The organism is Roseiarcus sp. (assembly GCF_049514155.1).
Classification (GTDB): domain Bacteria; phylum Pseudomonadota; class Alphaproteobacteria; order Rhizobiales; family Beijerinckiaceae; genus Roseiarcus.
This window is the reverse complement of sequence record NZ_JBEKVH010000115.1, coordinates 1-12,731: the sequence shown is the minus strand read 5'-3', so window position 1 is coordinate 12,731 and position 12,731 is coordinate 1. Positions and strand designations below refer to the sequence as shown.

General features: G+C 67.3%; 16 protein-coding genes. 13 read left to right on the top strand and 3 right to left on the bottom strand.

The annotated features are described in order from the left end of the window. Positions 1 to 458, bottom strand: a 458-nt coding sequence (locus ABSF49_RS15365; protein WP_424113530.1) for a twin-arginine translocation signal domain-containing protein, incomplete at its 3' end; no start/stop codon positions are given. 31 nt (positions 459 to 489) lie between these two features. Then, positions 490 to 1,485, bottom strand: coding sequence for an ABC transporter ATP-binding protein (locus tag ABSF49_RS15360; protein ID WP_424113529.1), 996 nt, complete (start codon positions 1,483 to 1,485; stop codon positions 490 to 492). Positions 1,486 to 1,730: 245 nt separating this feature from the next. Between ABSF49_RS15360 and ABSF49_RS15355 the strand changes: the two genes are divergently transcribed. From ABSF49_RS15355 to ABSF49_RS15330, 6 genes are all read left to right on the top strand, one after another. After that, positions 1,731 to 2,441, top strand: a complete 711-nt coding sequence (locus ABSF49_RS15355; RefSeq protein ID WP_424113528.1) for a GntR family transcriptional regulator — start codon at positions 1,731 to 1,733, stop codon at positions 2,439 to 2,441. 109 nt (positions 2,442 to 2,550) lie between these two features. After that, positions 2,551 to 3,102: a sterol desaturase family protein gene (locus ABSF49_RS15350; RefSeq protein WP_424113527.1), complete on the top strand. Its 552-nt coding sequence runs from the start codon at positions 2,551 to 2,553 to the stop codon at positions 3,100 to 3,102. 168 nt (positions 3,103 to 3,270) lie between these two features. After that, positions 3,271 to 5,184, top strand: coding sequence for a 1-deoxy-D-xylulose-5-phosphate synthase (gene dxs, locus ABSF49_RS15345; RefSeq protein WP_424113526.1), 1,914 nt, complete (start codon positions 3,271 to 3,273; stop codon positions 5,182 to 5,184). Beyond that, positions 5,181 to 5,393 (top strand): hypothetical protein, encoded by a 213-nt coding sequence (locus tag ABSF49_RS15340; RefSeq protein WP_424113525.1) that lies wholly within the window; start codon positions 5,181 to 5,183, stop codon positions 5,391 to 5,393. The genes dxs and ABSF49_RS15340 overlap by 4 nt, the downstream gene beginning before the upstream one ends. A gap of 581 nt (positions 5,394 to 5,974) precedes the next feature. After that, on the top strand, positions 5,975 to 6,184 hold the full coding sequence (locus ABSF49_RS15335; protein ID WP_424113524.1) for a hypothetical protein: 210 nt from the start codon (positions 5,975 to 5,977) through the stop codon (positions 6,182 to 6,184). Beyond that, a complete protein-coding gene (locus tag ABSF49_RS15330) occupies positions 6,181 to 6,456 on the top strand; it encodes a type II toxin-antitoxin system RelE/ParE family toxin (RefSeq protein ID WP_424113523.1) in 276 nt (91 codons plus the stop codon). Before ABSF49_RS15335 ends, ABSF49_RS15330 begins: the two co-directional genes overlap by 4 nt. Before the next feature lie 34 nt (positions 6,457 to 6,490). On the opposite strand, the gene ABSF49_RS15325 is transcribed toward ABSF49_RS15330, so the two are convergent. Then, entirely contained in the window at positions 6,491 to 6,667 is a 177-nt protein-coding gene (locus ABSF49_RS15325; RefSeq protein WP_424113522.1) for a DUF433 domain-containing protein, read from the bottom strand. Between the two features lie 418 nt (positions 6,668 to 7,085). On the opposite strand from ABSF49_RS15325, the gene rpmH reads away from it, so the two are divergent. The 7 genes from rpmH to ABSF49_RS15290 all read left to right on the top strand — a co-directional run. Then, positions 7,086 to 7,220 carry a 50S ribosomal protein L34 gene (gene rpmH, locus ABSF49_RS15320; RefSeq protein WP_424113521.1) on the top strand — a complete coding sequence of 45 codons (135 nt, stop codon included), beginning with the start codon at positions 7,086 to 7,088 and terminating at the stop codon, positions 7,218 to 7,220. Between the two features lie 64 nt (positions 7,221 to 7,284). Further along, positions 7,285 to 7,698, top strand: coding sequence for a ribonuclease P protein component (gene rnpA / locus ABSF49_RS15315; protein WP_424113520.1), 414 nt, complete (start codon positions 7,285 to 7,287; stop codon positions 7,696 to 7,698). Then, positions 7,695 to 9,515, top strand: coding sequence for a membrane protein insertase YidC (gene yidC, locus ABSF49_RS15310; protein ID WP_424113519.1), 1,821 nt, complete (start codon positions 7,695 to 7,697; stop codon positions 9,513 to 9,515). Before rnpA ends, yidC begins: the two co-directional genes overlap by 4 nt. Next, positions 9,512 to 10,171, top strand: coding sequence for a ribosome biogenesis GTP-binding protein YihA/YsxC (gene yihA, locus ABSF49_RS15305; RefSeq protein WP_424113518.1), 660 nt, complete (start codon positions 9,512 to 9,514; stop codon positions 10,169 to 10,171). Before yidC ends, yihA begins: the two co-directional genes overlap by 4 nt. Before the next feature lie 56 nt (positions 10,172 to 10,227). After that, positions 10,228 to 10,509 (top strand): type II toxin-antitoxin system RelE/ParE family toxin, encoded by a 282-nt coding sequence (locus ABSF49_RS15300; RefSeq protein WP_424113517.1) that lies wholly within the window; start codon positions 10,228 to 10,230, stop codon positions 10,507 to 10,509. An 11-nt stretch (positions 10,510 to 10,520) separates the two neighbouring features. Continuing rightward, complete coding sequence (locus ABSF49_RS15295) at positions 10,521 to 10,811, top strand: HigA family addiction module antitoxin (protein WP_424113516.1); 291 nt, start codon at positions 10,521 to 10,523, stop codon at positions 10,809 to 10,811. A 219-nt stretch (positions 10,812 to 11,030) separates the two neighbouring features. Then, positions 11,031 to 12,731 (top strand): Clp protease N-terminal domain-containing protein (locus tag ABSF49_RS15290; protein ID WP_424113515.1); only part of this gene is annotated, 1,701 nt, incomplete at its 3' end.

Below are 12,731 nucleotides of genomic sequence, written 5' to 3'. Positions count from 1 at the left end.
AGGAACATCACCTTCTTGGGCGCGGTGCCCTGATCGCCAATGACCTTGCCGTTGGGCAGCTGGCCCTTGGTGAAGATCGGCGTGATGTTGTCGAATTCCTTGATCTTCTTGGCGTCCATCGCGAGAATGTTGCCCGAGGGGACGAGCTTCTTCAGGCTGAAATACTCGGTGTCGAGAACGTCGAACGAGTTCGGCTGGGTCGCGACGCGCTTGGTGACGTCGTCGGTGGTCGCGACGATGTTCTGAATGGTGATGCCGGTGTCTTCCTTCACCTTCTTGGTGATGTCGTCGGACTGGTTCACCGCGGTGCCGAGATAACGCAGCACTTTTTCCTCGGCCGACCACACCGCCGGCGCCGGGAAACTGGAGACTGCGCCCGCGCCGGCGAGCGCGCCGGCGGCCTTGAGGAGATTGCGCCGCGTGACGCCGGCGCCGGCGTTATTGTGCCTCTTCGTCATGCTCACTTCCTCCTTAAAACACCGGCGCCGCTCATGACGCAGGCGAAAGCTGATGGATGTCCTCGTCGAGCCAGGCGAGACCGACGCGGTCGCCGATCGTCAGCGGCGTCTTGGCGAAATCCGCGTCGGCGAGGACCGCCGAGAGATCGCGCGCGCCGCCGCCTTCGAGCCCGACCTGATAGGACGCGCCCTGGTATTCGACGCTGGTGACGACCGCGCCGAGGCGCGACAGGTTCGAGGCGTCCGGGACCAATGTCACCCGATCGGCGCGCACCGCGATCTTGCCCGCAGGGGTCTCGATGACATTGTGGCCGCCGAGGAAGCGGGCGACGAATTCGGTCGCCGGCTTCTCGAACACTTCGAGCGGAGAGCCCGCCTGCTCGATGCGCCCCTTGTTCATCACCACCACCAGGTCGGCGAGCGCGAGCGCTTCGTCCTGGCCGTGGGTGACATGAACGAAGGGAATGCCGAGCCGACGCTGCAGCCGCCGCAGCTCGGCGCGCATGCGCACGCGCAAGAACGGGTCGAGCGCCGACAGCGGCTCGTCGAGCAGCAGGATCTGCGGATGGGTGATGAGCGCGCGCGCCAGCGCGACGCGCTGCTGCTGACCGCCGGAGAGCTGGGCGGGTACGCGCTCGGCGAAGGGCGTCATGGCGACGAGCTCGAGAAACTCCATCGCCTGCTCGCGCCGCTTCGCCTTGTCGACGCCGCGCATCTTCAGCGAGAAGGCGACGTTGTCGACGCAATTGAGATGGGGAAACAGCGCGTAGCTCTGAAACATCATCGCCGTGCCGCGCTTGGCCGGCGGCAGGTCGGTGACGTTGGCGTCGCCGATCAGGATGTCGCCCTCGCTGACCGTCTCGTGGCCGGCGATCATCCGCAGGGTGGAGGTCTTGCCGCAACCCGAGGGCCCGAGCAGGCAGCAATAGCCGTCTGAAGGCACGCGCAGGTCGATCGCGTCGACCGCGAGCGTCGCGCCGTAGCGCTTGCTGACGCGGACGAGTTCGAGATTGGCGGACTGGGCCATGGCGCTCGCGTGACGGGGTATAACGCCAGCACCCGGCAGCAAGGGCCGTGCCACACCGCTCCGCATCGGCGTGCGTTGATTTATCAGGGACTTTTTGGGAGCCCAGCGAGGCTGCGCCGAAACCTTGGGCGCCCTGTGTCTACAATACCGGCGATCTTGTATACAAAATTCGATAGCGAATTCGCCCCCCAAGTGGCAGACTGGCGAAAAACCAAAATCGCGCCCCTCGCGGCCACCATCCGACGATGACGAAACACGAGCTTCCGCAGAAATGGCCGCAAGCGGCGCGCGGCGGCAGGGCCGACGCGATCTACCGCGGCATTTTCGAAGCGGTGGTGGAGCATCGTCTGCCGCCCGGCGCGAAGCTCGCCGAAGAACAGCTCGGCGCGATCTTTCGCGCCAGCCGCACGATTGTCCGCAGCGCGCTGCAGGACCTCGCCCACGACCACATCGTCACCATCGAGCGCCACCGCGGCGCGTTCGTCTCCGCCCCGACGATCGCCGACGCGCATGACGTCTTTTTCAGCCGCAAGGTGCTGGAATCGGCGATCGCCCGCGAAGCGGCGCAGCGGATCAAGCCGGCCGACGTCGCGCGCCTGCGCCGAATGATGGAGGAGGAATCGGAGGCGCTGCGCCGCGGCGACCGCCAGAAGGCGATCCGCCTCTCGGGCGGCTTCCACATCGCCGTCGCCGCGATCTGCGGCGAGGGCGCCTTGACGCAATTCCTGCGCAGCCTCATTTCGCGTTCCTCGCTGGTGATCGCCCTCTACGGCCGTGGCCCGGCCTCCGAATGTGGCCACGATGAGCACGTCGCTTTTCTCGACGCGCTGGCGGCGGGCGACGGCGAGCGGGCCGCGGCGGCGATGGCCGAGCATCTCGACCACATCGTCGCCGATCTCGCGCTTACCGAGCGCGAAGAGAGCCCAGTCGATCTCGCGGCGATCCTGCACGCGTGAACCCTGCGCCGGTTCGAGCCGCCGCTGCGGCCGCGCTTGCGAAAATAGCAATTCCGCCCATTATGGTCGCGCTGCACCCGGTGCGGACTGCGTGAGACGGAGCGCTTCCATGCGGATCGGCAAGTTTCTCTATTTCGGCGATTTCGTCGTGATTCCAATCGCGGTGTTGCTGCTGGCGGCGGCGGCCTATGTCGCCGGCGGCCTGGCGGCGGTCCCCGAGTTCGGCTTGAGCCTGCTGTTCGGCGCAGGCCTGTGGACCCTGGTCGAATATCTCGTCCACCGCTACGCCTATCACCACGCGCCGATCCTGACGCCGTTGCACGACGCCCATCACCAGGCGCCGCTCGCCTTCGTCGGCGTGCCGTCGTTCCTGTCGAGCGGCCTCATCCTCGCCGTCTGCTATCTGCCGCTGCGCGGCGCGACGCCGGTCTTCGCCGGCGGCTTCGCCAGCGGCATGATGCTCGGCTACGCCGCCTATATGTTCGTCCATCACGCGACCCACCATTTCAACATCCAGCCGGGCGACTGGCTTTACGAGGCGCGCCTGCGCCACATGACCCACCACTACCGCGAAGGCGTCAATTACGGCGTCAGCACCGGCTTCTGGGACCGCGTGTTCGGCACGCTGGCCGCGCGGCGCGAACGCGCCGCCGACGCCTGATCGGCAAAAACGCAACGGCCGGGCGAAGCCGTCCGGCCGTAGACGCCGCTTCGCTTGGGCCGGCATGATCCGTTCGGCCTGCCGCGCCCGCGCGGTTGGCGCCGCCGGCGCATCTGGTGTAGTCCTGCCTTTTGTCGTCAAATCCTCCGGACCGGACAAGGGATAACCGTGTCGCAACCCCAGACGCCGCTGCTCGATCGCGTTCGCACGCCGGCCGATCTGCGCGCGTTGCCGGCCAGCGACCTGCGCCAGCTCGCCGACGAGCTCAGGGCCGAAACGGTCAGCGCGGTGTCGGTGACGGGCGGGCATCTCGGCGCGGGCTTAGGCGTCGTCGAGCTGACGGTGGCGCTGCATTATGTGTTCGACACGCCGCGCGACCGGCTGGTCTGGGATGTCGGCCATCAGGCCTATCCGCACAAGATCCTCACCGGCCGCCGCGATCGCATCCGCACCCTGCGCCAGGGCGGCGGCCTGTCCGGCTTCACCAAGCGGACCGAAAGCGAATACGACCCGTTCGGCGCGGCGCATTCCTCGACCTCGATCTCGGCCGCCCTCGGCATGGCGGTGGCGCGCGACCTCGCCCATCGCGACAACGCCGTGGTCGCCGTCATCGGCGACGGCGCGATGTCGGCCGGCATGGCCTATGAGGCGATGAACAACGCCGGCGGGCGGCAGTCGCGGCTGATCGTCATCCTCAACGACAACGACATGTCGATCGCGCCGCCGACCGGCGCGATGTCGGCCTATCTCGCCCGGCTCGTCTCCAGCCGCACCTATATGTCGCTGCGCGACGTCGCCAAGCAGCTGGCGAAGCGGCTGCCGCGCTTCTTTTACGACAAGGCCAAGCAGACCGAGGAATACGGCCGCGGCTTCTTCACCGGCGGCACGTTGTTCGAGGAACTCGGCTTCTATTATGTCGGGCCGATCGACGGCCACAATCTCGACCACCTGTTGCCGGTGCTGAGGAACGTGCGCGACATGCCGCGCGGTCCGGTGCTGGTGCACGTCGTCACCAAGAAGGGCAAGGGCTATCCGCCGGCCGAAGCCGCCGACGACAAGTACCATGGCGTCAGCGCTTTCGACGTCGTCACCGGCGCCCAGGCGAAGCCGAAGAGCAACGCGCCGAGCTACACCAGCGTGTTCGCCGACGCGCTCGTCGCCGAGGGCGCGCGCGACGAGAAGATTGTCGCCGTCACCGCCGCGATGCCGCAAGGGACCGGCGTCGACCGCTTCGCCGAGGCTTATCCCGACCGCATTTTCGACGTCGGCATCGCCGAGCAGCACGCCGTCACCTTCGCCGCCGGCCTTGCCGCCGAAGGCTTCAAGCCGTTCTGCGCGATCTACTCGACTTTCCTCCAGCGCGCCTACGACCAGGTCGTGCACGACGTCGCGGTGCAGAACCTGCCGGTGCGCTTCGCCATCGACCGCGCCGGGCTGGTCGGCGCCGACGGCCCGACCCACGCCGGCGCCTTCGACCTCGCCTATCTCGCCTGCCTGCCCAACATGACGGTGATGGCGGCGGCCGACGAAGCCGAGCTCGTCCATATGGTCGCGACCTGCGCCGCCCACGATTCCGGACCGATCGCGTTGCGCTATCCGCGCGGCGACGGCGTCGGCGTCGAACTGCCGGCGCGTGGGCAGCCGCTGCCGATCGGCAAGGGCCGCATCGTTCGCCAGGGCTCGCGCGTCGCCATCCTGTCGCTCGGCACGCGGCTCGGCGAGGCGCTGAAGGCGGCCGAGGATCTCGCCGCGCGCGGGCTGTCGACGACCGTCGCCGACGCGCGGTTCGCCAAGCCGCTCGACCGCGAGCTGATCCTGCGTCTCGCCGCCGAGCACGAGCTGATCGTCACCGTCGAAGAAGGCGCAGTCGGCGGATTCGGCGCGCATGTGCTGAGCCTGCTCGCCGAGGCGGGCGCGCTCGACAGCGGGCTCAAGGTCAGGACGATGACCCTGCCCGACCGCTTTCAGGACCAGGACAAGCCCGAACGGCAATATGCCGCCGCCGGGCTCGACGCCAAGGCGATCGTCGCCAAGGTCCTGGCGGCGTTCGAGGCCGGCAGGGCGGCGAGCCTGATCGCGTGAGCGAAGAGCGCGACGATCGCGACGACGACGACCGGCGCACGCGCGCCAACCTCATCGCCATCATCGCCGTGCTGCTCATCGCCGGCGGCGCCTACTGGCTGATGAAGACGCTCGACGAGCATCGCAAGCTGATGGATTGCGTCGCCTCCGGCCGCCGCAATTGTCTCGAGCAGATCGAGCCCGCCGCCGGTCCGCCGCCCGGCGGCTGAACGAGCGCGGCGGCGCGGGCGTCAAGCAAGGCGTCGACTTTCGTCAAGTTATGTCAAGTTATGTCAAGTGTTGTCAAGGGTTTCATTGGCCGAAATCGAGAGTTATCAAAGGGTTATGACGCGTCAAGGGTCGAATCGCCCCCTGGCGAGTCTTCGCCCGCCTCCGCTGCATAGGACCAGCCGGCCTGGGCGAGCGCGTGAATGCGGACCCGCAGCGTTTCGCGATCCCGCGCCGTAGGCGGCGGAGCGGAGAAAAGGGGAAGAAAGGACAGGGGCGTCCATGACCGGCCGGCGCTTTCGTTCGCGCGACGGACCGCCGCGCGTAGGGAATTGACGAAAGAGCAGATTAGCACGAATTCTGATTATCTGAAAGATGTTGCTGTGGGGCGCCTGCGCTTTGGCAATCGGGGATTTAGTAATCCTCCGCAACTCCCGTAATCCTGAGTTCGAACAGCGCGGGCTGCCGCGCTTCCGCTCTGGCCCACCCTCGATCTGCCGGCGGCCTAGACGGTTGCGGCGGTGCTGTCGACGCCTCGATATGCTATGGTGCAGGCATGACAGCAAAGGCGCTCAAAGACGCGATGCGGCGCGTCGAAACCTGGCCGGAAGAGGCGCAGGCGGAGCTTGCCGAGATCGCGCTTGAAATTGACGCCGGTCTCAAGGGCGACGCATACCGCGCGACGCCTGAAGAGCTTGCGGGAATCGACCGCGGGCTCAAGGCCGCGCGCGAAGGCGGCTTCGCGACGGACGCGGAAGTCGAAGCGGTCTTCGCCAAGCACCGTCGGGCATGAAGGTCGTTTACACCGACGAAGCGCTGCGAGACCTCGACGAAATTCTGGCCTTCCTCGCTTCCAACTATCCGGCGATCTCCGCCTCGTTTGAAAGGCGGCTTCGCGCCGTGACGGAGCGCATCGGCCGCTGGCCGGAAAGCGCGCAAAAGGTCGAGCAGCGCCCGGGCGTTCGGATGGTCCCGCTCGTTCGTTACCCCTATCGAGTCTTCTATCAGGTCGCGACCGCGGTCGAGATTCTGCACATTCATCACGCTGCCCGTCGGCGGCCGTGAGACGGCGAGCGTTGAGCGTCGACGAGGAATCGCATCAGGCGACGCGCAACACCGGGCAGTCGCTCTGTCGCGCCGCGTATTCGGGCGCGGCGGCGATGTCGCCGGCTTCCACCAGCGGGTAATCGCCGAGGATTTCCTCGCGGCTCGCTCCGGCCGCGAGCAGGTCGAGCACGTCCTTGACGCGGATGCGCCGACCAAAAAGCGCGGCCATTACAGGAAGTCGGCCGTCGAAATGGCAAACAAAAACTAAGCGGCGTGACCTGACCGCCCCTTGCGCGATGTTTCTGGAGCGATGATCTAAGCTCAGGGCCGTCCTATCAAACGACAAGGGCGAAAGCCCCGACAACCAGACCCAACTGCCGGGCCGGCCTGCCGCGCCCACCATGCTAAGGATGGACGGCCTGCCACTTTCCGAATTTGAAACTGAGACGCTACCCACCCTGCCCCCCCGCAATTGACTTGGCGCGCGCGGCGCGACTATAAGCCCGGCGCGATGGCGGCAAGCGCCGTCAGGAATTCTCCCGGCTCGTTCGAAGCTCCCCCTTAAGGAGGGCGGCGCGCGAGGTCCGGGTCGGTCTGTTGGCGGCGCGAGGGCCGTCGGCGCCGATCTCGCCATTGGAGTCAAAGACGTGAAGCGGACTTATCAACCGAGCAAGCTCGTTCGCAAGCGCCGGCACGGCTTCCGCGCCCGCAGCGCCACGGTCGGCGGCCGCAAGGTCCTCGCCGCGCGTCGCGCGCGCGGCCGCAAGCGTCTTTCGGCCTGATCTTGCCTTCGGCCGCCTTGGGCGGCCGCCCGCGAGCATCCGCGCGATGAGGGAGCCTGACGCCTTGGTCACGGACGCAGGGCGAACGGAAACGAAGGTCCCGGCTTGGACGCGGCTGCGACGCCGGGCCGATTTCCAGCGCGTCGCGCGCGGCCGGCGCGCCCAAGCCGAAAGCTTCGCCCTGCAGGCGCGCGCGCGCGCCGAAGCCGAAGTCGGTCAAGCGCGCCCGCGCGTCGGCTTCACCGTCACCCGCAAGATCGGCGGCGCGGTTGAGCGCAACCGCATCCGCCGGCGGCTGAAAGCGGCGCTCGTCGCCGCAAGCGCAATTGCGCCCAATGCCGACAGCGACTACGTGCTGGTGGCGCGCCGCCCGGCGTTGACGCGCCGCTTCGCGGCGCTCGTCGCCGACGTGGAGCGCGCCTTCGCGCAGATCGGCCGCGCGAGGCCGACCGCAACCGACAGAGACCCGCGATCATGAATTCCGAGGACTCCCGCAACCTCATCCTGGCGATCGCGCTGTCGGTGCTGGTGCTGATCGGTTGGCAATATTTCTTCGCCGCGCCGCAGTTGCAGAAGGATCGCGCCGCCCAGCAGCAGGCGCAGACGCAAACCCAGGCGCAGCCGACCGGCGCCGCCCAGCCGACCGTCGGCGGCGCGCCAGCGCTCGCCCCGCCCGGCGCGCCGGCGCAGGCCGCGCCGAAGACGCGCGCCGAGGCGCTCGCCGCGAGCCCGCGGGTCGATATCGACACGCCGAGCCTCGGCGGCTCGATCGACCTTGCCGGCGGCATGATCGACGACGTGGTGCTGAAGGCCTACCGCGAGACGATCGACCCCAAGAGCGCCAACATCACCCTGTTTTCGCCAGTCGGCGCGCCGGAGCCCTATTGGGCCGAGACCGGCTTCGTCACTGACGCGGCGGGGGTGAAGACCCCCAACCGCCAGACGCTGTGGAGCGCGGACGCGACGACGCTGACGGCGATGAAGCCGGTGACGCTGACCTGGGACAACGGCGACGGGCTGAAGTTCAAGCGCGTCATCGCGGTCGACGACAAATACATGTTCACCGTTCACGACTCGGTCGAGAACGACGGCGCAGGGCCGGTGTCGCTGCGCCCCTACGCGCTGATCCTGCGCCGCGGCAAGCCCAACGTCGCCGGTTACGCCGTGCTGCACGAGGGCTTCGTCGGCGTCATCGGCGACGGCTCTGTGCAGGAGATCACCTACGCCAACATCGAGAAGGAGACCGGCCGCATCCGCGAGCTCAAGGGCGACGGCGGCTGGCTCGGCTTCACCGACAAATATTGGGGCTCGGCGATCATCCCCGAGCAGACCGAGGGGATCGACGCGCGCTTTTCCGCCAGCGGAACGGCGCAGCCGGAGGACTACCAGACCGACTTCGTCGGCCCGGCTGTCGCCGTCGCGCCCGGCGCGACCGGCTCGGCCATTGCGCGGGTGTTCGCCGGCGCGAAGGAAGTGGCGACCATCGACGCCTACGGCAAGGACCTCGGCATCAAGAAGTTCGATCTGATGATCGACTGGGGCTGGTTCTATTTCATCACCAAGCCGCTGTTCCGCCTGATCGACTTCATCTACCACCTCCCCTTCGTCGGCAATTTCGGCATCGCCATCCTCATCGTCACCTTCCTGATCAAGCTCGCCTTCTTCCCGCTCGCCAACCAGAGCTACCGCTCGATGGCGAAGATGAAGAAGATCCAGCCGCAGATCGCCGCGCTCAAGGATCTCTATCCCGACGACCGCGCCAAGCAGCAGCAGGCGCAGATGGAGCTGTTCAAGAAGGAAGGCGTCAATCCGGTCGCCGGCTGCCTGCCGATGGTGGTCCAGATCCCGGTGTTCTTCGCCCTCTACAAAGTGATCTTCATCACCATCGAGATGCGCCACGCGCCGTTCTTCGGCTGGATCCGGGACCTCTCGGCCCCCGATCCGACCAACCTCTTCACCCTGTTCGGGCTCGTTCCGTGGGACCCGACCGTGATGCCGATGTTCGGCCACTTCCTCCATCTCGGCATCTGGCCGCTCATCATGGGCTTCTCGATGTTCCTGCAGATGAAGTTGAACCCGGAGCCGGCCGACCCGGTGCAGAAGACGATGTTCGCCTGGATGCCGGTCATTTTCACCTTCATGCTCGGCTCGTTCCCCGCCGGCCTGGTGATCTACTGGACCTGGAACAACACGCTGACGGTGTTTCAGCAGTCTTTCATCATGTGGCGCGCCGGCGTGAAGGTGGAGCTGTTTGACAACCTCATGCGGCTGGTGCGCCGCGCGCAACCGACGTGACCACCGGCCTCGCCGCCGACTTCGCGCCCGAGGCGATCGAGGCCGGCCGCAAGTTGTTCGCCGGCCCCTGCGATTTCTTCTTCGCCGCCGCCAAGTCCGATGGCCTGCCGCCGATCGGCGCGCCGGAGATCGCCTTCGCCGGCCGCTCCAATGTCGGCAAGTCGTCGCTGATCAACGCGCTGACCGGCCGCACGGCGCTCGCGCGCACTTCACACACGCCCGGGCGAACCCAGGAGCTGATCTTCTTCGCGCTCGGCGAGCGGCTGACCATCGTCGACATGCCGGGCTACGGCTACGCCGCGGTCGGCAAGGCGAAGTCCGCGACATGGGTCGGCCTCATCCGCGACTATCTGCGCGGCCGCCCGTCGCTGATGCGCGCGTTCGTGCTCATCGACGGACGGCGCGGGATCAAGGACAGCGACGAAGCGACGATGACGGCGCTCGACAAGACGGCGGTCTCGTACGCCGTCGTCCTGACCAAGCGCGATGAGGTGAAGGCGGCCGACCAACCGGCGCTCGTCGCCGCGACGCTCGAAGCCTTGCGCAAGCGCCCAGCCGCCTACCCGAACGTGTTCTTCACTTCGGCGCAAACCGGCGAAGGCGTCTCGGAGCTGCGCGCCCATGTCGCGCAGCTGCTGGCCGAGCGCAGCCTGTAAACGCGAGCGCCGGTCGCCTCTCGACATTATGCGATACGTAGCATATATCACCGCGCGTGATCATTGGCTTTGCCGACTCCGAGACTGAGCGGTTTTTCAGGGACGGCGATTGCCCGACCCAATGGCGCGCCATCGCCAAGATCGTGGCGCGAAAACTCGACATGTTGGATGCGGCGCCGACGCTGGACCCGCTGCGCTCGCCGCCGGGCAACCCCCTTGAAGCCCTCAAAGGCGACCGGGCGGGCCAATTCAGCATCCGCGCCAACGACCGATGGCGCTTGTGTTTCGTCTGGACCGAAGCGGGCCCAGATCGCGTCGAGCTCGTGGATTATCATTGAAGGAGCGCCTCATGCCCCGTCTGCGCACACACCCGGGCGAAATCCTCGCCGAGGAATATCTCAAGCCGCTCGGCCTCTCCGCCAGAGCCCTTGGCGAGGCGATCGGCGTGTCCGGAAACCGGATCAGCGACATCGTGCGGAAGCGTCGGGACGTGTCGGCCGACACGGCGATCCGGCTGGGGCGGTTTTTCGACGTCGATCCCCGGTTTTGGCTGAACCTCCAGGCCGCCTATGACCTGTCGGTCGCCGAGGGAAAGAACGACTATTCGAACGTGCGTCCCCGCTCTCGGACGGCCGCGTAGACGACCGACGTCTCGACCGGGCCAAGGGGCTGCGATAGTCCCACCGGCGGCGGCGACAAGCGCGATTTCGTCCGTTTCGGCGCGGCGAGCGCGCCGCAGCGCCCTTCCGCTCCTTGGGCGCCCTTCCTACATTTGGCTCAAGGCCGCCGCACGCGGCCAAAGCGTTTTGGGCCGCCGGACGTCGCTTCGGGGCGTCGGCGGGGCCAGGAGGAGAAGGCGATGAATTTGGAGAAATACACCGAGCGGGCGCGCGGCTTCGTTGAGAGCGCGCAATCGCTGGCGCTGAGGGAGAACCACCAGCGGTTCACCCCCGAGCACGTGCTGAAAGTTCTGCTGGACGACGAGCAAGGCCTGGCGGCGGGTCTGATCGACCGCGCCGGCGGCCATTCGCGCGACGCGCTCGCCGCGGTCGAGCTGGCGCTCGCCAAGCTGCCGAAAGTCGAAGGCGCGGGCGCCGGCCAGCTCTATCTCGACCCCGCCACCGCGCGCATTTTCGACACCGCCGAGCGCATCGCCGAGAAGGCGGGCGACTCGTTCGTCACCGTCGAGCGCCTGTTGCTGGCGGTCGCGATGGAGAAGAAGAGCGAGGCGGGGCGCATTCTCAGCCAGGCCGGCGTGACGCCGCAGACGCTCAACGCGGCGATCGAGACCCTGCGCAAGGGCCGCACCGCCGATTCGGCCAGCGCCGAGAACGCCTATGAAGCGCTGAAGAAATACACCCGCAACCTCACCGAGGCGGCGCGCGCCGGCAAGCTCGATCCGGTCATCGGCCGCGACGAAGAGATCCGCCGCACCATGCAGGTGCTGTCGCGGCGGACCAAGAACAACCCGGTGCTGATCGGCGAACCCGGCGTCGGCAAGACGGCGATCGTCGAAGGCCTGGCGCTGCGCATCGTCAACGGCGACGTGCCGGAATCGCTCAAGGACAAGCAGCTGCTGTCGCTCGACATGGGCGCGCTGATCGCCGGCGCGAAATACCGCGGCGAGTTCGAGGAGCGCCTCAAAGGCGTGCTCAACGAAGTGACCGCGGCCGAGGGCGGAATCATTCTGTTCATCGACGAAATGCACACGATCGTCGGCGCCGGCAAGGCCGACGGCGCGATGGACGCCTCCAACCTGCTCAAGCCGGCGCTGGCGCGCGGCGACCTCCATTGCATCGGCGCGACCACGCTCGACGAATACCGCAAGCACGTCGAGAAGGACGCCGCCCTGGCGCGGCGCTTCCAGCCGGTGTTCGTCTCGCAGCCGAGCGTCGAGGACACGATCTCGATCCTGCGCGGCCTGAAGGAGAAATACGAGGTCCACCACGGCGTCCACATCACCGACGCGGCGATCGTCGCCGCGGCGACGCTGTCGAACCGCTACATCGCCGACCGTTTCCTGCCCGACAAGGCGATCGACCTGATCGACGAAGCGGCCTCGCGCCAGCGCATGCAAGTCGACAGCAAGCCCGAAGAGCTCGATGAGCTCGACCGGCGCATCATCCAACTCAAGATCGAGCAGGAGGCGCTGCGCAAGGAGTCGGACGCCGCTTCGCGCGACCGCCTGGTAAAACTCAGCGCCGAGCTCAGCGATCTGCAGGAGAAGTCGGACGCGCTGACCGCACGCTGGAAGGCCGAAAAGGACAAGATCGGCCAGGCGCAAAAACTCAAGGAAGAGCTCGACAACGCGCGCAATGCGCTCGCCCAGGCGCAGCGCAAGGGCGACTACGCCGAAGCCGGGCGCCTGACCTACGCCGTGATCCCCGACCTGGAAAAGAAGCTGGCCGCCACCGAAAGCCAGGGCGCCGCGGCGCTGGTCGAAGAGGCGGTGACCCCCGACCATGTCGCGCAGGTAGTGTCGCGCTGGACCGGCGTGCCCGTCGACAAGATGCTCGAAGGCGAGCGCGAGAAACTCCTCAAGATGGAGGAAGAGATCGCG